The organism is Thioclava sp. DLFJ5-1 (assembly GCF_002020115.1).
In the GTDB taxonomy this organism is placed as follows: domain Bacteria; phylum Pseudomonadota; class Alphaproteobacteria; order Rhodobacterales; family Rhodobacteraceae; genus Thioclava; species Thioclava sediminum.
Genome location: NZ_MPZU01000001.1, coordinates 1,134,380 through 1,153,110, shown reverse-complemented (window position 1 = coordinate 1,153,110; position 18,731 = coordinate 1,134,380). Strand labels below are relative to the sequence as shown.

Here is an 18,731-nt window from a genome sequence, read left to right as displayed (position 1 = left end):
GCCCCCCTCGGTCAGTTGCGTGATGTCGCCCGGGATGGCGAAGACGGCTCATGTCATGTGAACTCCCTCGACAATATCAGCGGACCAGTTGCTCGGCTCCGTAGCGGCGCAGAACAGCGCGTTCGATCCGTTCAATGGCGGCATAGGCCGCGACTGCGACGAGAGCCAGCAGAGCGACAGAACTCCACAGCATTCCGTAATCCGAGGTGGAGGCGGTCAGTGCCATCAGTCCACCGATCCCGCGTCCCGTGGCTAGCCATTCTGCAGTAGTCGCCGCCAGAATTGCCGCTGGCACCGCCATCCGTGCGGCGGCGAAGAATGCGGGCAGCATCGCGGGAAACTGCACCAGCGTCAGCCGTTCCCACCGGGTCGCGGCATAGCTCTCAAAGAGGTCGATCAGCGCGGTGGGTGTGCGTTTGAGGCCCTGATAGCAGGCGATGAAGGTCGGAAAGAAGATCATCACGGCGGTGATGGTGATCGTGCCCGCAGCCTCGCGCCCCATCGCGACCACGACGAGCGGGGCGGTGATGACGATGGGGATCGCACGCAGGGCCACCGCGAGCGGCATGATCGCTCGCGCCAGCGCAGGAAGCATCAGGAGCGCGATGGCGAGGCCCAGTCCGAGCGCGAGGCCCAGGGCATAGCCGGGCAGGGCAAGGCTCAGCGTCTGTCCGAGGGCTGCGAAGAGGGTCGTGCGGTGATCGGCGGCGCCGCTGGCGGTGACGAGGAAGGCCCAGATGTCGTCGGGCCGCTTGGCGAAGAACCGGTTCAGCCCGGCGAGATCCATCGACAGCCACCATAGCGCGATCACCACGAGCGCGACGAGGATCGGGTGCAGCCGCGTGGCCCAGCTGCGGTCGGTGCGGGCATCGGGCAGGCTCGCGAGGATCAGCGGCGGCGGCGCGTCATCGAGCCTGCGCCAGAGCCAGCCGATCCCGGCATGGGCCAGCATTGAGACGGCCGCGGCGATGGTGGCAAGCGACCAGGTGCCCGCCACATCGAGGCTGCGCATCGCGCGGATTGTCAGCACGCCCATGCCACGCTCTGCCCCGGTGAACTCGCCGACCAGCGCGCCCAGGAACGCGGCGGGGGCGGCGATCTGAAGGCCCGTGAACAGATAGGGCAGGGCGGCCATCGCGCGCACCTCGACAAGCGCGGTCCAGCCGCCGCGCCCATAGCTGCGCACGAGGTCGAACCAGTTCGGCGGGGCCGCCCGCAGCCCCACCAGCAGCGGCAGGAACGTCGTGTAATAGACCGCGAGCGCGGCCAACGTCACCTGTGGCCCCAGTCCCGGCCCCCAGAGAACACGCAGGATGGGTCCGGTCGCGACCAGCGGTAGGCAAAAGACTGTCAGCGCGAGCGAGGAAATCAGCCGCGCCGCCCCGGGGATCAGGATTGCCACTGCCGCCAGCGCGATCGCGGTGAGGTTGCCTATCACGTAACCGCCCGCCGCCGCGAGCGCGGTCCAGCCGGTCGCGCGCAGGATCAGTCCGGCGTGATCGGAAAGGTATGAGGCGATCTCCAGCGGTCCGGCAATCAGATAGGTGCCCGCGAGCGCGCGGGCCAGAGCCTCCCACGCGATCAGCGCCACCAGCGCGGTCGCGATGCTACGCAGCCAGTCGGTCCGGGGCCTGCGCCATCGGGCGGGGGAGAGGATCATGCGGGCGCGCTCATAAGGCTATCCGGGCCGGGGGAGGCGCGGGCGCGTGGCGGGCGAGCGCAGCGCCGACCTCCTCGATCAGCGCATCCAGCGCCGGACCCTTCTCGCGCGGATGCGGTAGCGGCACGGTGATATCGGCCACCACCCGCGCCGGGCGGGGCGAGAGCACGACGACCCGATCGGCGATGCGCACCGCCTCCGAGATCGAATGCGTGATCATCACCGCCGTCACCCCGCGCGCCTGCCACAGCGCCGGCAATTCTTGATTGAGCCGTGCGCGCGTCAGCTCGTCCACCGCGCCGAAGGGCTCGTCGAGGAGCAGCAGCTGCGGATCGGTCGCGAGGCAACGTGCGATCGCCGCGCGCTGGCGCATCCCGCCCGAGAGATCCGCAGGGCGGCGATCCTCGAAGCCTGCAAGCCCCACGGTCGCGATCAGATCATCGACCTTCGCAGGGTCCGGCGCCATCCGCGCGAGCTTGCGTGCAAGCGCGATATTGCCGCGCACCGATCGCCATGGCAGCAGGGCCGCATCCTGAAACGCGACCGACAGCCCGGCGCGGCGGCGCATTTCCAGCGGCGTCTCGACGCCGATGCGCACACGGCCCGCGCTTGGCGGGTCAAGCCCCGCGATCAGCCGCAGCAGGGTCGATTTCCCGCAGCCCGACGGGCCGACGAAGGCGGTCGTCCGGCCGCCTTCGAGATGCAGGTCGATTAGGGCCAGCGCGTCGATCCGTGCCGCACCCGTTCCGAAGCTTCGCGAAAGCCCCGAGCAGGTGATGCCCGGCGCTGTGTCGGGCGCGCGCTCAGCTGGCATGGATCTCTTCGAGGATCGAGCGATCCCACAGATCCGCCATCACCGGCTTGTCCAGCAGCGCGAGCGTCTTGACGTTTTCCGCGATGCTCTCATCGGTGAACCAGCCGAAACCGTGTTCATCGGTGACGTCCGAGAACATCAGCGGCACCTGACGTTTCGCTTGCAGTTTCTGCGTCTCCAGATCGAGCCCCGCATCGGGGAACATCTTGACCGTCAGTTCGGCCGCGGCATCGGTGTCCTTGTGATAATCGGCCCAGCCCCGGATCTCGCCGCGCAGCAATTCGACCAGTTCCTTGCGGCGATTGGCGAGGCTGTCCTCGGTTGCGATATAGGTCTGCGATTGCACCGCATAGCCGAAATCGGCCATCAGCATCGTCACCGGATCGAGCCCCTTCATCGTCATCGCGACGGGCAGATCGGTGGCCCAGCACAGCAGGCAATCGACCTGACCAGCCACCAGAGGCGCCGCGTCATATTGCGTCGGCACCACTTCGATCGCGTCGAAATTCACGTCGTTGAGCGTGCAGAGCGCCTTGAGCACAGGCGTATTGGCCAGCGCCATGCCGATCTTCTTGCCCTCTAGATCCTTCGGTTCTCTCACCGGGTTCGCCGGCAGCGAGGCGATGGCGAAGGGGTTCTTCTGCATCGCGACGGCGATGATCTTGAAGGGCGCGCCCTGAGCGACCGCAGCGGCGGTATAATCGGCCGCCGAGATGCCGACGAGCGCGGTGCCCGAGACGACCGGCGGCTCGACCGGCGCGTTCGGCCCGCCCGGCGTGAGGCTCACGTCGAGGCCCTGATCGGACCAGTAGCCCTTCGACTTCGCGATATAGCTGCCGCCGAACTGCACCGAATGCAGCCAGGACAGCTGCAGGTTAACGGTGCCTGCGGCGAGCACCGGGTGCAGCCCTAAACTCGTGGCGAGAACGCCGCCGGCGCCGGTCGCCAGAAATCCGCGGCGGGTAAGAGCGTTTCGTTTCATGAAAAATTCCTCGCTATCCTTGCTGTTCAACTTAGCGCGTCCTGCGCGGGCTTCATTTTGCTTTTGACGTAGTTGCGGCGGCCGCGTCGCGACGCAGCAGCACCCAGCCGAGACCGGGCAGCGCCGAGGCGATCAGGGTCGCGCCGAAGGCGGTCGCGGCTGCAAGCCCCGCCTCGGGCGTTGCGCCCGCCAGCGGGAACAGCGCCGCAGCTGCCCCCTCGCGCCAGCCCCATCCGGCGATGCTGAGCGGGATCACCATCGCGCTCAGGATAAGCGGCACGAGCGTCACGATCGCGCTCGGCGAAAGCTGCGTGCCGATCGCACGCGCGGCGAAGGCGAAGGCCAGAAGATTGCAGGTCACGATCGACAGCCCGAGCGCGATCTGGCGTGCCCGCACCTCGCGCCCCAGAAGCGCACGACGCAGCGGCGCGAGAAGCCGCGCCAAACGGTCCCAGCTGCGCGCGAGAAGCCACAGCGTCAGCGCGGCACCCAAAAGCTCGAGCGCCCACACCAATCGTCCCGTCAGCAGCAGTGCAACCAGAACCACCGCGGCCAGTGCGATCTGCCCCGCCAGCCGTTCGATCACGACGGCCTGGCTGGAACGCAAGAGATTGGCCGAGCGGCGCGCCCGCATCGCCCGGCCCGCATCCCCAAGCACCCCGCCGGGCAGGGTCTGGTTCACCAGCTGCGCGAGGTAATACTCCCCGATCGCCTCGCCCGTCTCAATCCGCTGCCCAAGCGCGCGCGCGGTGACCTGCCAGCGCAGCGCCGAGAGCACCGTCTGCAGATTGACCGCGATCCCCGCAAGGGCGAGCCAGCGCCAATCCGCCATGCGAAGATGCGACAATACGATGGTCGGATCGACGAAATAGAGCGTGACCGCCAGAACGGTCGCGACCGTGATCAACTTGAGAGCCAGACGCGTCATCCGCTTGCCTCCGACGGTTCTGCGCTGAGCGTCTTGATGAAGCGATCGCGGAAATCGCGCATCGGCCAGACCGGGGTCTGCGCATCGGGCACGAGCCCTTCGGTCCAGTTCCAACCGTCAAACAGGGCGACCAGATCGGGCGGGCCGATCAGGTGAACCGGCACGTCCCGGCTCTCGCTCTGGGCTACGAAAGAGGCGGGTTGGTGGTCGCCGAGAACGATCATCAGCGGGGGGTGGCGTGTTTGCCGTTCGGCAAAGGCCAGAATGGATTGCAGCGAATAGTCGATGGCTTTGCGATACTGGTCGCGCACCCGGTCGCGATCACGCCAGACGATTTTGGGCGGATCGCCGGAATTGGCCATCTCATTGAAAATCGTGCCGTTGCCGACCGTGTTCCAAGGCACGAGATGCGGCACCGGGACCCAGGGTGCATGCGAGGACAGCAGCACGATCTGTGCAAGCAGCGGATCGTCGGGCCGACTGCGCGGCACGAGCCGGTCAAAGGCGGCAAGGGTGAACTGATCGGGCATCGTCACGAAGTTGAACGGATCGCCGCGATAGCCGAGATCGGCTGCGGCGAGGATGGTCTGGAACCCCTGTTTTGGCCCCTCGGGCCAGTCCATCGTAATGCCTGGCATTACCGCAATCGTCCGCAGTCCCGAGGCCGCGGCAAGATCGAACAGGGTCTTGCGGGGGCTCGCGAGCAAGGCCCGATAACGCGTCTGATCGGAAATCGTCAGCCCTGATTCCAGCGTGGAATGCGCAAGCCAGCTCTGCCCGCCCGCCGTGGGCGAGGTCAGCCAACCCGACCGCATCGCCAAGCCGGCCTGTCTCAGGCGCGGCTCGGCGGCCTTGAGCGTGCCCAGATGCGTCGGTGCATAGAGCGGGTTGTCGAAGCTCGCGCGCCCGTAGCTCTCGATGAAGACGATCAGTACATCACGGCCCTGAAGCCGCGTGAAGAGATCGGTTGCGCCCGCGTAAGGGGCGGTTTGGGCTGCCGCATAAAACAGCCGCAGGCTCCGCGTGGTCTCGACATAGCGGGTGAGGTGATACCCCGCGATCCGGGTCGTATCGGCGCGCCAGGGCCAACGCTTGAGTGCCGTTCCGGAAACCTGAAGTGCTACGGCAGCAATGCAAAGCGCCGCGCCAAGGCTTGCGCCCGCACGCCATCCGACCCCGCGCACGAGCCCCGTCCATTGTCCGCTTGCCCACCAGAGCGCGGTGATCAGGGCACCAAGTCCGACAATCAAGCCGATCCCGGCCAGCAGGGTCAGCGGCAGGCCGATCGTGCGTGCGGCAAGCCTCGGTCCAGCATCGAAAACGAAACTGTCGACCGCGAGATTGAACGGTCGGGAAAAGGCGATGAAGCTGCCGATATCGGCGATTTTCAGAAGCACCATCACCACCAGCGCGACCGCAAGCAGGGCTCGGATGGCGTTGGTCGCGCGCCATCCCCTGGACAGAACGGCGAGGCTCAGCAAGATCGCTGGCAGCTCGAGTGGGACGCGCAGAAATGTCTTGAGCACGAGGCCATCCGGGTAGTCCGGCAGCACCAGAGCGATCTGAAATACCCAAGCCGCGAGCAGCAGCCCCGCGATTTTATACCCTGCGCTCATCAATCGCGGGCCCGGGAGAGCCAGAGGATATCGGTCGCGAAAGACCAGGCGAGCGCGAGCGTGGCGGCGGCGGCGATGATCTGCGCGGGCAGGCCATCAACGCCGGGGATTGTCAGCACGATGAGTGCTGCGATCTGGACCACGCAGATCGTCTTGCGCCGGAAGCTCTCGGGCAGCGGGGCATTCAGCCAGGGAAGGGCCTGCGCCAGCGCAATGTAGATATAGCGCATCGAACCTAGCAGCAGGACCCAGGCCCCGACCGTGCCCGAGGCAAAGACAAGGACCGACAGCACGAAGCCAAGCGCCGCATCGGTTTCCATGTCGAAGCGTGCGCCAATGCGCGACACCAGCGCAGTGCGGCGCGCCAGCCAGCCATCGAGCCCGTCCATCGCGAAGGCCAGTGTCGCGATCGCCGTGATCGACCAGGCAAGGATTTCCGTGGTCGGATCGCGCGCGAGAAGCGGGGCGAGCAAGGTTACGATCAGGGCGGCGCGCGAAAGCGTAACCACGTTGCACAGGCCCAGCCGGCCATGTGGGTAGGAGCGCCAGAAGGCGAGTGAAATTGCGATCGTTCCGAAGGCGACGGCGCTGAAGCTCAGGAAGGCAAGGGCGAATCCCCAGGGCGCGATGATCGACGCCGCCACCAGTCCCAGCGGCAGCCCCAGCGATGCCATACGCAACGCCGCCCCCGACGGACGGTCCGCGCGTGCCGCAGCCAGAAGGCGCTGAAACTGTTGTGGCGCGAGAGGCGACTGGATCATGAAGACAACCCCGGCGTGACAATAGTTAAAGAAACGCAATGGCGCATGATATGGTTCATTATGGCAAGCGAATAGCCGAATAATTCGGAGAATCTGGGGGGCAAGCATGCGCAAGACTCGACATGAGGAGAATGCGGCATATTCGGCCCCGGCCCGCTGGCTGCACTGGAGCGTGGCGGTGCTTGTCCTCGGGTTGATCGCTGCGGGGCAGGTGATGATCGCCGAAGGGCTGGCGCCTTCGGTCCGGGATCTGCTTTACCTCTTTCACAAAAACGCGGGCGTAATCATCGGTGCGCTGATGCTGATCCGGCTTGGGTATCGGATCGCTCATCCTCCGCCGCCGCTGCCCGCGACCACGCCGCACTGGCAGGCACGCGTCGCCCATGTGACACATGCGCTTCTCTATCTTCTGGTCTTCGTGATGGTGGTTTCGGGCTACACGCGCGTGCGCGCGGGCGGTTATCCGATCGAAGGGCTCGACGCTCTGGGCCTGCCGCGCCTCGTGGCAAAGGAGAAAGGGCTCGAAACGGCCGCGAAGGCGATTCATGCCTATGCGCGGCTTGGCCTGATTGCCCTGATCGCGCTGCATATCGGCGCAGCCTTCTATCATACGCTCTGGCTGCGCGACGGGCTTCTACGCCGGATGTGGCCGCGCCGTTCAGGCCAGTAGCACCCGCGCCGCCAGCGGCCGGTGATCCGAGGCCACGCGAATACCCGGCCCGTCGAGAACCCGCGCTTCGCGCACGGCAGCGGGCTGGTCGCTCAGGATCCGATCGAGCGGCAATAGGGGGCGGGTGGCGGGGAAGGTTCTGCGCACCGGGCCCGACAGGCGCAGCCCGACGAGCTTTTTCGAGAATGCCAGACCACCCCAGGGCCGCCACTCGTTCAGATCTCCCAGCACGATCGTCGGCATCTCCGGGCGCCGAAACAGGAACTGCCCGATCGTGCGCATTTGCGCGGCGCGCAGCATCTGCCCCAGCGAAAGATGGGTGGTCAGGATTCTCAGCGCCTTGCCATTCTTTCGTGTGTCCACCACCACCGCGCCGCGATGGCAATGGCCGGGCAGGTCGAGGACATGGGTGGCGGTGATCTCGAAATCGGGATGGAGAAATAGGATGGCGCCCAGAAACCCATCGCTCTGCGGCCCCCAGCGCAGCGCCGCGTTGCTATGGATGGATCGAAGCCCGGTCTCGGCTTCGATCCTTTTGAGATCGAGAAGTCCTGCGTGTGGAGGTGTTTCCTCATCAGCCTCCTGCAAGGCGAGAACCTCCGGGCCGTGCGCGCAGACTTCCGATGCAAGCACGTCGACGATGCGTTCCGGATCGACGCGGTTGTCCTGCCCGCGTCCCCGATGGACATTCCATGTGACACACTCGAGGCCATGAGGTCGGAGTGTTTGCATGCGCATCCCTACTTGTCCTGAATTTTCCTTTCGAACTATCGCCAGGCGCTCCGCCCTGCGCAAGCCAGGCCATTGCAGAGAAGTTGCATGAAGCTCATTTGCGCTCCACGGGGTGTCACGTGATTTGCACCGGTGTTCCCGACACAGCTATCTGCCGGTTGTTCTCGCGATGACCTGCCACGGGTCTTTCGCCATTGACTGGCCCGTGCGAATGTCCCGGACATCGGATCGGGATGCGCTTAAGGAGTTCGGGGGCTGGACCGGAAATTGCACCTGATCTCAGTTTCATCGGCGCCTGACCGTCGTAAAGTAGGTCCCTCGTCCCCATATAGATCAGACCGACGACAAGCATCCCGGTCCGACATGGACCAAGAGTTGACGTCGGGCGATAAAAGGATCGATGACATGTCCTTCAAGGACCTGACTACTCGGGCCGCAGCGGCGCTGAAGCCAACGCCCGAGAAGACTGCCAAGCCTTCTGCCGAGAAGAGCGAGCCTAAGGCCGCCAGTGAGGCAGCGCCCGCGAAATCCAAGACTTCTTAAGACCTGCGCAGACCCGCGCCCCGGCCCTGGCAAGGGCGCGGGTCATTCGCTCATGATGTGAGAGGATTAGGCCAGTGGAAGAACTTACACGCAAGACCGTCGCGGTTTTTTCCCGCCCGTTCAACATTCCGGGGTTTGCCGAGACACTCCCGGCGGGAGAGTATGAGATAGAGACGGAGCTGGTCTCGCCTCCGGATCGGAAGGACCCCGAAACCTGGAAAGCTTCCGTCATGGTGAAGCTTCATCCCAGAGCCACACATCCCGGATTGGTAAGGACGCTGACCGTTTCCCTGGCCGATCTCGATCACGCGCGTGCCAGAGACAAGCTTACGGGCCGTGCCCTGTCGGACTTTTTCGTGGAAGAGATGCTTTCGGATCCGATGGTGCGCCTCGTGATGGAAGCCGATGGCGTCTCGGAGGCGCATCTGCGCCATCTCTACTCGGTATTCCGATCGCCTGATCCTGATCTATCCAGACTGGAGCCCCTGCCGGCTCCCGAAAGACGGCGCTACGAAGCCTCCATTCTGGCCGCCGAAAACGAAGGGATGCCGACGAGTCCGGAAACACGACCGAGAAATTAGCGGCTTAGCGAGGCGTCTCGTTGCCCCATTGCTAGCCGACATGGCTGTGGGCGTGGCTGCCACTCTTATCTGACCGTATTGGAGCGTCATTTGGCCTGCCTCGACATTCTTCACACAACGACCTACCGATACCGGGGAGACGTATCTCTCGGGCCGCACAGGTTCATGCTGCGCCCGCGCGAGACGCGAGAATTGCGGCTGCTCTCGCACGCGCTCTCCATTACGCCGGCGGCGCACATAACATGGGCGCATGATGTGGCCGGCAACGCGATCGCCACCGCCGTGTTCGACTGTCAGACTGATCATCTGGCAATCGAAAGCCGCGCGTCCGTGGAACTGACCGCGTCGGCCTGGCCGGTCTTTGCTATCGCTTCCTCGGCAGCCCAGTATCCTTTTCTCTACGCCGCGGACGACTGGACGGACTTGGGGGCGCTGACCACCCCGCAATACCAAGACCCCAAAGGCCGCCTTTCCCGCTGGGTCGAGGGCTTCGTCATGGCGCGCCCGACCGACACATTGTCTCTGTTGAAGGACATCAGCACCGGTGTGTTCACGCAGATTTCCTACCAGAGCCGGGACGACGAGGGCACCCAGTCGCCGACCGAAACCCTCGACCGAGGCTGGGGATCGTGCCGCGACTTCGCGGTCCTGCTTACCGAGGCCGTCCGCCATCTCGGCTTCGGAGCCCGCATCGTCTCGGGATATCTCTTCAATCCCGAAATGAACCTTGTGGGGTCGGCTGGCTCAGGGGCGACCCACGCATGGGTCGAGATATTCGTCCCCGGTGCCGGATGGATCGCATTCGATCCGACAAATCGCAGCGTCGGGTCGCAGAACCTGATACCGGTCGCGGTCGGTCGAGGCATCCATCAGGTCTCACCGATTTCGGGCAGCTTTTCAGGATTTGGCAACGCGCTCTACGATCTCTCTGTTGAGGTCTCCGTTCAAAGCGGGCGGGCCGCCGTGTCCGTGGCGGAGGAGGTAGGTTTCGACGACCTGTGAAGGCGTTAATCAGATGATGCGCGTTTTGTGGGTTCAATCGCTCGTGCGGCTGCGCAAAGCGTGTTGGAGCCGACTTTCACATTGGTTGATCAAATTACAGGTTTTTTCTGAAGCCAAGTCTGCGCGAAGTGTAACGAGTGTCCACTGATGGAATGTGCAGGCTTTCTGACACGCGGTGCTACCCTTGAGGGCCTATCCATTCGCAGGGAGAGGCGATCATGACGCCAGAAACCAAGCATTCTTTTCTGATGTCAGTGTTGCGGATCCCCACATCAGTAGGGACGTTTTACACCACGTCAGCTTGGACAGCGGCCTAGAATAGTCCATCGCCCCCAGAAACGATTGTATCGAGGCTGTTCATCCACGCATGACCAGATTGGAACACTCAGGCCGGAGTGTTCCTGTGGCTCAATTCCAGGCGGTCAGTCGCGATGGAAGTCGATATTTCCGAATTCCTTCCGGCTGCGCTTTTTGACAGCTTGAATGCAATCTTCCGGCACATCGCACGTGAAGCCGCCTGATCCGCTAATAGTGACGAAGCCATCCCGTGCGCGTCCTTCAAATCGGAAGATCGTTTTTTCTGCGCCAGTCACGAATACGCCTTGGCCGAGCTGAATTGGGTCTTCCATTATTAATCTCCCTGTAGTGTCCGCACTTCGAGGCAGCTAATGAAACGAGCCGCCATACTACTGCAAGACAGGTGACCTGTTCCCCTGAAATGTCCTCGTTTTGAGGTTAGTCTTTTCTCCAAAGGGGGAGAGGCGCATTGTGTTCATGGCCGTTTCATCGCTGCCAGGACACTCGTCTGAAGTTCCGGTGGCAGGCTGTCTAGCGCGCGGGCAATCGTAACGAGATCCTGTCGCGCAGCATGCAGCTGGTCAAGGAGCGAGACCACGATAGCCAGCGCCGTTTCGTCGAGGTCAAGATCATGGGAAAGATCGCACAATAACTCCAATCGCGCGATGTCGACGCGGCGGAAAACATAGCCGGTGTCACTCTTTTCCGGTCGGACGAGCTCGCCTTCGATATAGCTCAAAAGCTGACTTCGTGTGAGCCGGGTGACGTTGGAGATCACGTCCTCTTCGGAAAACCTGTCCGTCATGCGCTGGCCCTTTTCATCAAGTCGACACGCGGATCGAAGCTATGTGTTTTGCGCCACTCGGTGAGGAAATCACGCAGGCCCTCGTCAATGCTTGGTGGTGTCACGATCTCCAGCTCAACCCGCTGATCACCCTTGGTTTTGCGCTTCGCGTTGGCGATGCCACGTCCACGCAAACGTAAGACCTGGCCCGAACTTGCGCCCGCTGGGATGGTGAGTCCAACTGGGCCGTCAATGGTCGGTGTGGTGACCTTGCCGCCGAGAACGGCCTCTTCGATGGTGATGGGGAGCGTTACCAGGATATCATCGCCGTCTCGGTCGAACACCGGATGAGACCCCACCAGAACGGTGATCAACGCATCCCCCGTAGGAGCACCGCCATAGCCAGGCGCCCCCTTGCCGCGTAACCGAAGTGTCTGGCCGTCTTCAGTGCCTCGTGGGATCTTGACGCTGAGGCTTTGTCCATCGGGCAGCGTGATGTGGGTTTCCGCTCCGCGCGCAGCATCCAGAAACGGCACGTTGAGTGAATAGCGCGCGTCGGCGCCGCGTGCGGAAAACCCACGGTCGCCGAAGTCGCCAGGGCCAGACTGCCCGCGATTGCGCAATATGTCGGCGAAGATATCTGCCGGATCGACATCCGGCCCAAACCCGCGCTGTTGCTGATAAGTATTGTCGGATGAGCCCGAGAAATCGCGGTAATACTGGCGCCGCGGACGTTCTGCGCCGGCGCCGTCGATTTCTCCGGCGTCATAGCGCGCACGGGTTTCGGGATCTTTCAGGATATCGTAGGCGGCCGATATCGCCTTGAACCGCGCTTCGGCTCCTGCGTCATCCGGGTGCAAATCAGGATGGCTTGTCCGCACAAGTTTGCGATACGCCTTCTTGATTTCGTCAGCTGTCGCGGCCTTGGTCAGGCCAAGGGTTTCGTATGGATCATTGGGCATCCAGGTATCCTGTTCGGCGAGCGATGCATCGTAAGACAGAGCACGTGCGGAAATGGGTCCACTTGTAGTTGGATGCCACGAGAAGGGAGCTTAAGTCCGTGATCCACGTCAATGTGGAAATGCCATGAGTGACTGGACCCGACCGAAGTGGGGCCAAGCGGCTGCGAACCCACGGCGAACTTGGCCAGCGAGGAGGCCATCACCCATGAGGGTTTCGTGGCCCAAAACAAGGATCAAGACGTCTCAATAGGCCTTCAGGAAAACGGCTTGCACTGAACGCCGACTGATCGGCTCCGCCTCTCGGGGAGCGGCCATCAGGCAAGTTCACTCGGGGAGCAGGGGAATTAACGATCCCGGCGCAGCTGTCTATTTCGCCGTGGCCTGTTTTGCGCCGGCTTTGACAGGGGTCGGATTTGTCGGCGCGCGACGAAAACCGACGCCTTTCCGGAAGCCTTTTTTGGCGGGCTGGCTCAGGAAATCCTTGAGGTCGAGTTGTTTCTTTTGAGGGGAATAGCCCATGATCGTTCTCCGCGTAGACAGGTGAATTTTGAACTCGCCCGCACATCCTGGTCCGCGATGCCGGATGGGTGGTTCTACAGATGTCTCGAACCTGGACTGCGCATAGATATTCGAGCAGAGAAGACTGTCGCCACATGGGCGCGTTCGCGGACCGGAAGACACCGGTCCGCGAACGGTTTTATCAGGCGAGTTCGAGATCCTTGGCGGATTCCCGGCCATCGCGGCCGGTTTCGATCTCGAAGGTCACTTTCTGACCGTCGTCGATCTGGGAAAGGCCCGCCCGTTCGAGCGCGCTGATGTGCAGAAACACGTCCTTGCGACCGGTCTCGGGTTGGATAAAGCCGAAGCCTTTGCCGGGGTTGAACCATTTCACGGTGCCATTGGCCATCGTGTTGTCTCCTTGTTTGAAAATCTGCCCGCATAAGGCGGCAGGTCGGCCGGTCAGATCGAAAAGCAAACTGAGGCCGATGAAGGAGACAGGGTGCGGTCGGAATAACGAAGCTCCCTATATATGGGGCGGGCGGGCGGCGATACAAGATGCAACCGAGAAATGAGGTGAAAAATGCGTCTCTCAACCCAGATGCGCATTCGGGGCTGAGGGCGGGCGGCCTTTCTCGATATCGAGAAAGGTCTTGCCCTGCGCGCTCTATTCGGTGGCCGGAAGCCCGAGTGGGATCGCCAAGAAGTAGTTGCCGGTGCCGCTTCGTCCGACATGGCCCGCCTTCTGCACTATCGGTAGGTTCAGCTTGCGGTGCAGCGAATGGGCCGTCGAAAAGTTTCGATCGCAGCGCCTGCAGCCTATCCGCTTCGCGCGGTGAGTCCCGCTGCGGACGGGGGCCGCGGGGGCTAACCGGTCAGGCCGCAAGGGCACGAGTCGCAGGTTCAAATGGCACGAAACCTGCGGTGCCGGCGGCGCCAAGGAAGGCGCTGCGCGCATCGCCCACGGAACCGAGGCAGTCCATGGCGGCCTCGACACGCCCGATCGCATGGTCTTGCGCGGTGTCGGCGACGGGCCACTTCTTGCGAAGCCAGTGATGCACCTGCTCGATGGTGCTGAAGTTTTTGACGTCGCCCTCAGGCGACACGACAAGAGAGATGGGCTTGCCCCAGTAAATTTCGATCAAGGTTCGTATCTTTCCAAGAATTCGTGAGGGGACCAGTTTGACTGGTCGCGCGATCACGGAGGCACGGTGCGGGCGAGGCCTGCGCCATGCGGTGAATTGGGTCGACGCGCGGTATTGCGCGCGCGATGTCTTTGCGTTCGGATAGTGCCCCGTCAGCGTCAACGCGCGCGGCTCACTATCGGGCACTTTCGATGTGCGAAGCTCGCGGCGAACGCGCAAGGGGTGGAATATGTGCAATCGGCCAGAACCCGCACGGCACGTTTTCTGAGCGACTCGTCTGCTCGAACGGCGTCACGGCGCTATGGGCCGGGTGAGGCTCCTTTTCCTTATGCCGCCTTCGAAAATGCGCGGCCCGACAAAACTCAAGATCGTCGCTGAGCCGGAAGGAACAGGGTCCGAGAATTAAGATATGCGAGTTCACAGATAAGCGATCTGCGCCACTATTGCGAGGAAATTGCAGCGCGCGCCCGCGTTTTCGCACAACAGATTGATTGTGCCCGATATTAATCGGCTTTCGTCAGGGGAGGCCGGACAACGCGATGGAGCGCCGCGCATTTCCTTTGCTAAATGAGCCAAATTGACGTAGAACAAACAGGCTACGTTATTCCCTTCTGCAACCTGTCTCCCTACTTGGCTTCAGTCTGCCTTATTGAATTGACTGAGCCGGGCTGTCGCATTCCGCGGACCGCAATATTTGAGGAGACATCACGATGGCCAATGGCACCGTGAAGTGGTTCAACCAGACCAAAGGCTTCGGCTTTATCGAAGCGAAGACCGGTGGACGGGACATTTTCGTCCACATTTCGGCCCTCGAGCGCGCGGGCCTCTCGCAGCTCGATGACGGACAGGCCGTCACCTACGAGATCGAAACCGGACGCGACGGGCGTGAGTCCGCCTGCGATCTGGCGCTCGGCTGAACGCAAAGGTTCCATATCCGGCCCGGTGGGCCGGATTTCGCAACCAAGGAGGGCATATGCCCCGCAATTACAATGTGGACGGCTTTTTCCGTGATCTGCCTCGGAAAGCCGCGACGGCTCAGGACAAGACGGATGCCGCAGTGCGCCTCATCCGTGACGATGATTCCGCGAAAAGAGCGGAGCTGACCGCGAGTTTGCGCGCGGCGCGTTTGGAACGGAATTCGGACGATAGTGTTGCGGCACCGTCCCCGCGCGAGAAAAAGCCGCGACGCTGACCGGATATTTCGGTCATCCACAGGAATTTCCCGAGTATCTCTCGGGGATTAAAGGGAGGGCCGAAATATGGCTGTCGAAAAAATGCCTGCGGGCAAGACGTCCCAGACGAGGGACCACGCGCATTCCAAGGGCCATGCCGCTCTTGCTTGGCATCACTTCTTCCGGAGTTTGTCCGAAGAGAAGATACCGGACGAGCGCAGCGCCCTGCCGGGCGGTATTCAGGAATAGTCTTTCTTGAATTTCCGGCAAGAAGGCTGAGCGGCGGGAAAAAGCGCCCGCCGCGCAATTCTTTCTCGACGAGGCATTTCCCGGCCTTTTGGGCGCGAAGCCGAGAACCGGAAAGAATGATCCGATCAGCGGGGCCGCTATCGCGAATGTGACGGCCTGCAGGCAGTTCGATAGGTGCGAGCGGCAAGTGCGGAAAGCGCGCAGCTTGTATCTGAGCTGCGCCGGGTTAGGTGAAAAACGCAGAACGCATATAAGTGGATAGTTGGAGCGGTTGCCGCTCTCTTCAGGCGGCATCGCCGTGTGCCAAGCCCGTGCTGCTTTAGGCGACGAAAGGGAGGCGACGGTAGCCGCCCCATCTATTCAAGGAGAGCCGATCCCCGATGCTGTTCAAGTGTTACTATTCCAGCCCTTTTCGCGCCCCGGAAAGCAAGGTAGCCTACAGGATCTGGGGCTCGGCCTTTACATCGCGGCGGAAATCGCGCGCGCCCACGGTGGAGAGTTGACCGTCGAGTCCACCGCTTCAGCCGGCACGACCTCCACGTTGAGGATGCCGTCTCAGGCGCAATAGAGGAAATTCAGAGTTTTCCGTCAGGTGTAGGCCGCTGCGAGTTCGCCAGGGCTGACCGGTTTTGGGATAAAAGCACTGCGCTTGGGCAGGTCTAGGGTGTCCGGCGCTGAATGCCCCGACATGATGATGATCTGGCATGCGGGAATCCTGCGCCGCACCTCATGCGCGAGCCCCACTCCGTTCATTTTGCCTGGCATGTCGATATCGGTAATTAGCAGGTCAATATCCTGCCACGCGTCTAGGAGGCTGAGTGCAGCATCAGCGGAGTTCGCCTCAAGCACATAATAGCCCAGTTCTTCGAGCCCGAGAACGAGATCCATCCTTATAATGGCCTCGTCTTCGACCACGAGAACTTTGGTCGCATCGTTGCGCATCATATTACCTTGGTGCCTGAGGAGAAGGTGCGCTTTGCCAGGACACAGGGGCAATACGCGATTGCGATAGAGCAACTGGCGGTCAGAAGACCTAGACCAACGCTATCGCACATCTGCGGTTCCCTGGCGGATTTAATATTTATCTATTTTGGGCGCGTGTTCAGCGGGCCATGCGATCAGCGCGCCTGCGAGCAAAAGCGCTTCCCAGGTTTCTGCGCGCAGCAGGAGGGCTGCGAGGTTGGAGATGAGGATGGCGAGCGTATCCATGGAGCCCTTTTCGGCGCTGTTGCGCCGCCCCGCAATCCAACCGTTCGAGAAAGCTACCTACAGTCTGTCATATAGGTAGCTTTTCCGGGCCGGCGTTGCTGGCTCTCTCCAGCATCGCCCGCCAACCCGTTCACCCGCGCTCGGCTTCGCTCTCCTTGAGGCTGGCGAGGATCACTTCGTAGGCGCTGTCGATATCCTCGCGCAGGGCTGCGATGGCCGCAGCGCTGTCGCCGTCCCGGATCGCTTCGAACAGCCTGCGGTGCTGCTTGTTGGAGACACGGTAGTGGCCATGGCGCTGCAGCAGGTGGAACTGCGGATTTATCCGCAGCCAGATATTGCCGATGATCTCTAGCAGAAGGGGAGAGCCTGCCTGCCGGTAGATGGTGAAGTGGAAGTCGTAATTCGCGTGGATGAATTCGCGCACCTGACCTGCGGCTTCCGCAGCTTCCATCGCGTAGAGGACTTTCTCCAGCCGTGCGATGAACTCGGGGTCGCGGCGCTCGACCGCCCAGGCCACCGCGGTGGTCTCGACCTCTGAGCGGACTTTGCGCAGGTCGGCGAGTTCGTCTGCCCCAAGCCGCGGCACCCCAATGGATCGTCCCGACACGATGGTCAGCGCGCCGAGGGCCATAAGCCGGGAAATTGCTTCGCGCACCGGCATCGGACTGACGTCGAGCGCCTTGGCGATGCTGGCGACAGTGATTGACTCGCCGGGAGCGATCTCGCCCTGCAGAATCAGATCGCAAAGCCGCTGATGCACCAGCGTCTGCAGGGTTTCGCGCTTCAGCGGCGTGACGCTTTCGAACATGGTCAGACCTTTCATTTCACGGCTTAAACTACGCCGGCTCGAAAAAGAATAAAACACGTTTTGACTTTTGATCAAAGATATCGGATCGTGAATCCCGTGAGGCGACCGGGGAGAGTCGCCGGACATGGGAGGAAGAAATGATCAAACGCTATATCGCGGGCGCCGCCTGCGCCCTTGGTCTCGTGGCTGGAGCCGCCCAGGCGCAGAGCGACGGGCCTTACAAAGTCTATCTTTCGATGAGCTATATCGGGAACGATTGGCAGGCCGAGGCTTCGAACATGGTCAAGGCGCTCGCCGCGTCAAAGGACTATGCCGACAAGGTGGATCTCGAGGTCCAGGTCGCCGGGCCGAACGCCCAGCGCCAGATTCAGCAGATCAACGCGATGGTGCAGGCCGGTGCGGACGCGATCGTCGTCTACCCGATCTCGCCCACTGCGCTAAACAGCGTCGTCAAGAGCGCCTGCTCGCGTGGTGTGACGGTCATCGCCTATGATGCAGAGATCACGGAGCCCTGTGCCTATAACGTGACGATCGACCAAGAGGAGGCCGGCCGAAAGACGGCGGAATGGCTGGTCGACAAGATGGGCGGCAAGGGCGATGTCGTGATGGTGACAGGTGTGCCCGGCACGTCCGTGGATACCGCCCGGACCAAGGCGGCCAAGGAAGTCTTCGCCCAGCATGACGGCATCAATATCGTCGGCGAGGCCGTGGGTATGTGGAGCCAGGCGGTGGCCCGGACTGAACTCAACAAGCTGATGGCCACCCGCGACTGGTCCGATATCAACGGGCTCTGGATGCAGGTTGGCTGCTACACGGCGGATTCCATGCAGCTCGAAGCGGGACGCGATCCTTCCGAGCTGCTGCCCTGTGCAGGTGAGGGATCGAATGGCGGGCGCATCCAGATGCTTCCGGCAGATACAGCGGTCGAAGGGGCGAGCAAGCCCTATGCGCCGATGGGCGCACCCCGGATCTCCTACGCCTCGCCGCCCTATTCCGGCGCGCTGGCCCTGAAGCTCGCGGTCGACAAGCTCGAAGGGCAGGATATCCCGAAGCATACCACCTTGCCGCTGCCCCTCGTCACCAACGAAACCGTGCAGCTTTGCGAGACGGGCAGCTGGGATGAGCAGAAGGCGGGGTGCAACGTGTTCCAGCCCTCGATGGTGTCGAACCCCGGCTGGTTCGCCTCGATCTTCTCGGAAGATCTGCCGCAGCTTGGTCTGAACGCCGCGCTTGTCGGCCAGCCCGAGAACTGAGGTCACACGCCCGGCGGCGGGGGCTTTCCGCCGCCGGGCGCAGACCGCACCATACATACGCATTC

At 62.5% G+C, this 18,731-nt stretch carries 24 protein-coding genes; 8 read left to right on the top strand and 16 right to left on the bottom strand.

Annotation, left to right across the window (positions count from 1 at the left end):
• Window positions 1-76: 76 nt before the first annotated feature.
• From BMI86_RS05505 to BMI86_RS05480, 6 genes are read right to left on the bottom strand one after another with little or no spacing between them, the layout of a single operon-like run.
• Window positions 77-1,660 carry an ABC transporter permease subunit gene (locus BMI86_RS05505; RefSeq protein ID WP_078540101.1) on the bottom strand — a complete coding sequence of 528 codons (1,584 nt, stop codon included), beginning with the start codon at window positions 1,658-1,660 and terminating at the stop codon, window positions 77-79.
• A gap of 10 nt (window positions 1,661-1,670) precedes the next feature.
• Window positions 1,671-2,474 (bottom strand): ABC transporter ATP-binding protein, encoded by an 804-nt coding sequence (locus tag BMI86_RS05500; protein WP_078540100.1) that lies wholly within the window; start codon window positions 2,472-2,474, stop codon window positions 1,671-1,673.
• Window positions 2,464-3,456, bottom strand: a complete 993-nt coding sequence (locus tag BMI86_RS05495) for an ABC transporter substrate-binding protein (RefSeq protein ID WP_078540443.1) — start codon at window positions 3,454-3,456, stop codon at window positions 2,464-2,466. The genes BMI86_RS05500 and BMI86_RS05495 overlap by 11 nt, the downstream gene beginning before the upstream one ends.
• A gap of 52 nt (window positions 3,457-3,508) precedes the next feature.
• Window positions 3,509-4,384 carry a lysylphosphatidylglycerol synthase transmembrane domain-containing protein gene (locus BMI86_RS05490; protein WP_078540099.1) on the bottom strand — a complete coding sequence of 292 codons (876 nt, stop codon included), beginning with the start codon at window positions 4,382-4,384 and terminating at the stop codon, window positions 3,509-3,511.
• Window positions 4,381-6,000 (bottom strand): sulfatase-like hydrolase/transferase, encoded by a 1,620-nt coding sequence (locus tag BMI86_RS05485; protein WP_143594690.1) that lies wholly within the window; start codon window positions 5,998-6,000, stop codon window positions 4,381-4,383. Before BMI86_RS05485 ends, BMI86_RS05490 begins: the two co-directional genes overlap by 4 nt.
• Window positions 6,000-6,761 carry a CDP-alcohol phosphatidyltransferase family protein gene (locus tag BMI86_RS05480; protein WP_168173789.1) on the bottom strand — a complete coding sequence of 254 codons (762 nt, stop codon included), beginning with the start codon at window positions 6,759-6,761 and terminating at the stop codon, window positions 6,000-6,002. The genes BMI86_RS05485 and BMI86_RS05480 overlap by 1 nt, the downstream gene beginning before the upstream one ends.
• A 106-nt stretch (window positions 6,762-6,867) precedes the next feature.
• On the opposite strand from BMI86_RS05480, the gene BMI86_RS05475 reads away from it, so the two are divergent.
• The gene (locus BMI86_RS05475) at window positions 6,868-7,431 is read left to right on the top strand and encodes a cytochrome b (protein ID WP_078540097.1); all 564 of its coding nucleotides are present in this window, start codon (window positions 6,868-6,870) and stop codon (window positions 7,429-7,431) included.
• Here BMI86_RS05475 and BMI86_RS05470 read toward each other — a convergent pair.
• Window positions 7,420-8,163, bottom strand: a complete 744-nt coding sequence (locus tag BMI86_RS05470) for an endonuclease/exonuclease/phosphatase family protein (protein WP_078540441.1) — start codon at window positions 8,161-8,163, stop codon at window positions 7,420-7,422. The two genes, BMI86_RS05475 and BMI86_RS05470, sit on opposite strands and share 12 nt — an antisense overlap.
• A gap of 617 nt (window positions 8,164-8,780) precedes the next feature.
• Here BMI86_RS05470 and BMI86_RS05460 point away from each other — a divergent pair.
• Both BMI86_RS05460 and BMI86_RS05455 read left to right on the top strand, forming a co-directional pair.
• Complete coding sequence (locus BMI86_RS05460; protein WP_078540095.1) at window positions 8,781-9,287, top strand: hypothetical protein; 507 nt, start codon at window positions 8,781-8,783, stop codon at window positions 9,285-9,287.
• A gap of 78 nt (window positions 9,288-9,365) precedes the next feature.
• A complete protein-coding gene (locus BMI86_RS05455) occupies window positions 9,366-10,289 on the top strand; it encodes a transglutaminase family protein (RefSeq protein WP_078540094.1) in 924 nt (307 codons plus the stop codon).
• A 422-nt stretch (window positions 10,290-10,711) separates the two neighbouring features.
• Here BMI86_RS05455 and BMI86_RS20890 read toward each other — a convergent pair whose 3' ends face one another.
• The 6 genes from BMI86_RS20890 to BMI86_RS05435 form a co-directional block, all read right to left on the bottom strand.
• On the bottom strand, window positions 10,712-10,918 hold the full coding sequence (locus BMI86_RS20890) for a hypothetical protein (protein ID WP_078530865.1): 207 nt from the start codon (window positions 10,916-10,918) through the stop codon (window positions 10,712-10,714).
• A gap of 143 nt (window positions 10,919-11,061) precedes the next feature.
• The gene (locus BMI86_RS05450) at window positions 11,062-11,391 is read right to left on the bottom strand and encodes a chaperone modulator CbpM (RefSeq protein WP_078540093.1); all 330 of its coding nucleotides are present in this window, start codon (window positions 11,389-11,391) and stop codon (window positions 11,062-11,064) included.
• Entirely contained in the window at window positions 11,388-12,332 is a 945-nt protein-coding gene (locus tag BMI86_RS05445; RefSeq protein WP_078540092.1) for a J domain-containing protein, read from the bottom strand. The genes BMI86_RS05450 and BMI86_RS05445 overlap by 4 nt, the downstream gene beginning before the upstream one ends.
• 366 nt (window positions 12,333-12,698) lie before the next feature.
• On the bottom strand, window positions 12,699-12,851 hold the full coding sequence (locus BMI86_RS21200) for a hypothetical protein (RefSeq protein ID WP_165757045.1): 153 nt from the start codon (window positions 12,849-12,851) through the stop codon (window positions 12,699-12,701).
• A gap of 181 nt (window positions 12,852-13,032) precedes the next feature.
• Entirely contained in the window at window positions 13,033-13,239 is a 207-nt protein-coding gene (locus BMI86_RS05440; protein ID WP_078540091.1) for a cold-shock protein, read from the bottom strand.
• Between the two features lie 466 nt (window positions 13,240-13,705).
• The gene (locus BMI86_RS05435; RefSeq protein WP_078540090.1) at window positions 13,706-13,975 is read right to left on the bottom strand and encodes a DUF982 domain-containing protein; all 270 of its coding nucleotides are present in this window, start codon (window positions 13,973-13,975) and stop codon (window positions 13,706-13,708) included.
• A gap of 710 nt (window positions 13,976-14,685) precedes the next feature.
• Between BMI86_RS05435 and BMI86_RS05430 the strand changes: the two genes are divergently transcribed.
• The 4 genes from BMI86_RS05430 to BMI86_RS21535 all read left to right on the top strand — a co-directional run bounded on the left by BMI86_RS05430 (window position 14,686) and on the right by BMI86_RS21535 (window position 15,964).
• Window positions 14,686-14,892, top strand: a complete 207-nt coding sequence (locus BMI86_RS05430; RefSeq protein ID WP_075777127.1) for a cold-shock protein — start codon at window positions 14,686-14,688, stop codon at window positions 14,890-14,892.
• A gap of 56 nt (window positions 14,893-14,948) precedes the next feature.
• Window positions 14,949-15,167, top strand: coding sequence for a hypothetical protein (locus BMI86_RS05425; protein ID WP_078540089.1), 219 nt, complete (start codon window positions 14,949-14,951; stop codon window positions 15,165-15,167).
• Window positions 15,168-15,234: 67 nt separating this feature from the next.
• Window positions 15,235-15,396 (top strand): hypothetical protein, encoded by a 162-nt coding sequence (locus BMI86_RS21195; RefSeq protein ID WP_168172819.1) that lies wholly within the window; start codon window positions 15,235-15,237, stop codon window positions 15,394-15,396.
• 298 nt (window positions 15,397-15,694) lie between these two features.
• Complete coding sequence (locus BMI86_RS21535) at window positions 15,695-15,964, top strand: sensor histidine kinase (RefSeq protein WP_281480107.1); 270 nt, start codon at window positions 15,695-15,697, stop codon at window positions 15,962-15,964.
• A 20-nt stretch (window positions 15,965-15,984) separates the two neighbouring features.
• On the opposite strand, the gene BMI86_RS05415 is transcribed toward BMI86_RS21535, so the two are convergent.
• The 3 genes from BMI86_RS05415 to BMI86_RS05410 form a co-directional block, all read right to left on the bottom strand.
• The gene (locus BMI86_RS05415) at window positions 15,985-16,341 is read right to left on the bottom strand and encodes a response regulator (RefSeq protein WP_210402693.1); all 357 of its coding nucleotides are present in this window, start codon (window positions 16,339-16,341) and stop codon (window positions 15,985-15,987) included.
• Between the two features lie 129 nt (window positions 16,342-16,470).
• The gene (locus tag BMI86_RS21530) at window positions 16,471-16,605 is read right to left on the bottom strand and encodes a hypothetical protein (RefSeq protein ID WP_281480099.1); all 135 of its coding nucleotides are present in this window, start codon (window positions 16,603-16,605) and stop codon (window positions 16,471-16,473) included.
• A gap of 130 nt (window positions 16,606-16,735) precedes the next feature.
• Window positions 16,736-17,428, bottom strand: a complete 693-nt coding sequence (locus tag BMI86_RS05410; RefSeq protein ID WP_246831628.1) for a GntR family transcriptional regulator — start codon at window positions 17,426-17,428, stop codon at window positions 16,736-16,738.
• A gap of 122 nt (window positions 17,429-17,550) precedes the next feature.
• Between BMI86_RS05410 and BMI86_RS05405 the strand changes: the two genes are divergently transcribed.
• Entirely contained in the window at window positions 17,551-18,666 is a 1,116-nt protein-coding gene (locus BMI86_RS05405; protein WP_078540087.1) for a sugar ABC transporter substrate-binding protein, read from the top strand.
• Window positions 18,667-18,731: the final 65 nt, after the last annotated feature.

Coding starts and splice junctions, on each gene's coding strand:
- BMI86_RS21195 (WP_168172819.1), top strand. CDS start 15,235: ATGGCTGTCGAAAAAATGCCTGCGGGCAAGACGTCCCAGACGAGGGAC.
- BMI86_RS05495 (WP_078540443.1), bottom strand. CDS start 3,456: ATGAAACGAAACGCTCTTACCCGCCGCGGATTTCTGGCGACCGGCGCC.
- BMI86_RS05405 (WP_078540087.1), top strand. CDS start 17,551: ATGATCAAACGCTATATCGCGGGCGCCGCCTGCGCCCTTGGTCTCGTG.
- BMI86_RS05470 (WP_078540441.1), bottom strand. CDS start 8,163: ATGCAAACACTCCGACCTCATGGCCTCGAGTGTGTCACATGGAATGTC.
- BMI86_RS05440 (WP_078540091.1), bottom strand. CDS start 13,239: ATGGCCAATGGCACCGTGAAATGGTTCAACCCCGGCAAAGGCTTCGGC.
- BMI86_RS05415 (WP_210402693.1), bottom strand. CDS start 16,341: ATGATGCGCAACGATGCGACCAAAGTTCTCGTGGTCGAAGACGAGGCC.
- BMI86_RS05430 (WP_075777127.1), top strand. CDS start 14,686: ATGGCCAATGGCACCGTGAAGTGGTTCAACCAGACCAAAGGCTTCGGC.
- BMI86_RS05490 (WP_078540099.1), bottom strand. CDS start 4,384: ATGACGCGTCTGGCTCTCAAGTTGATCACGGTCGCGACCGTTCTGGCG.
- BMI86_RS05485 (WP_143594690.1), bottom strand. CDS start 6,000: ATGAGCGCAGGGTATAAAATCGCGGGGCTGCTGCTCGCGGCTTGGGTA.
- BMI86_RS20890 (WP_078530865.1), bottom strand. CDS start 10,918: ATGGAAGACCCAATTCAGCTCGGCCAAGGCGTATTCGTGACTGGCGCA.
- BMI86_RS05425 (WP_078540089.1), top strand. CDS start 14,949: ATGCCCCGCAATTACAATGTGGACGGCTTTTTCCGTGATCTGCCTCGG.
- BMI86_RS05410 (WP_246831628.1), bottom strand. CDS start 17,428: ATGAAAGGTCTGACCATGTTCGAAAGCGTCACGCCGCTGAAGCGCGAA.
- BMI86_RS05505 (WP_078540101.1), bottom strand. CDS start 1,660: ATGATCCTCTCCCCCGCCCGATGGCGCAGGCCCCGGACCGACTGGCTG.
- BMI86_RS05500 (WP_078540100.1), bottom strand. CDS start 2,474: ATGCCAGCTGAGCGCGCGCCCGACACAGCGCCGGGCATCACCTGCTCG.
- BMI86_RS05475 (WP_078540097.1), top strand. CDS start 6,868: ATGCGCAAGACTCGACATGAGGAGAATGCGGCATATTCGGCCCCGGCC.
- BMI86_RS05450 (WP_078540093.1), bottom strand. CDS start 11,391: ATGACGGACAGGTTTTCCGAAGAGGACGTGATCTCCAACGTCACCCGG.
- BMI86_RS05445 (WP_078540092.1), bottom strand. CDS start 12,332: ATGCCCAATGATCCATACGAAACCCTTGGCCTGACCAAGGCCGCGACA.
- BMI86_RS05480 (WP_168173789.1), bottom strand. CDS start 6,761: ATGATCCAGTCGCCTCTCGCGCCACAACAGTTTCAGCGCCTTCTGGCT.
- BMI86_RS21200 (WP_165757045.1), bottom strand. CDS start 12,851: ATGGGCTATTCCCCTCAAAAGAAACAACTCGACCTCAAGGATTTCCTG.
- BMI86_RS21530 (WP_281480099.1), bottom strand. CDS start 16,605: ATGGATACGCTCGCCATCCTCATCTCCAACCTCGCAGCCCTCCTGCTG.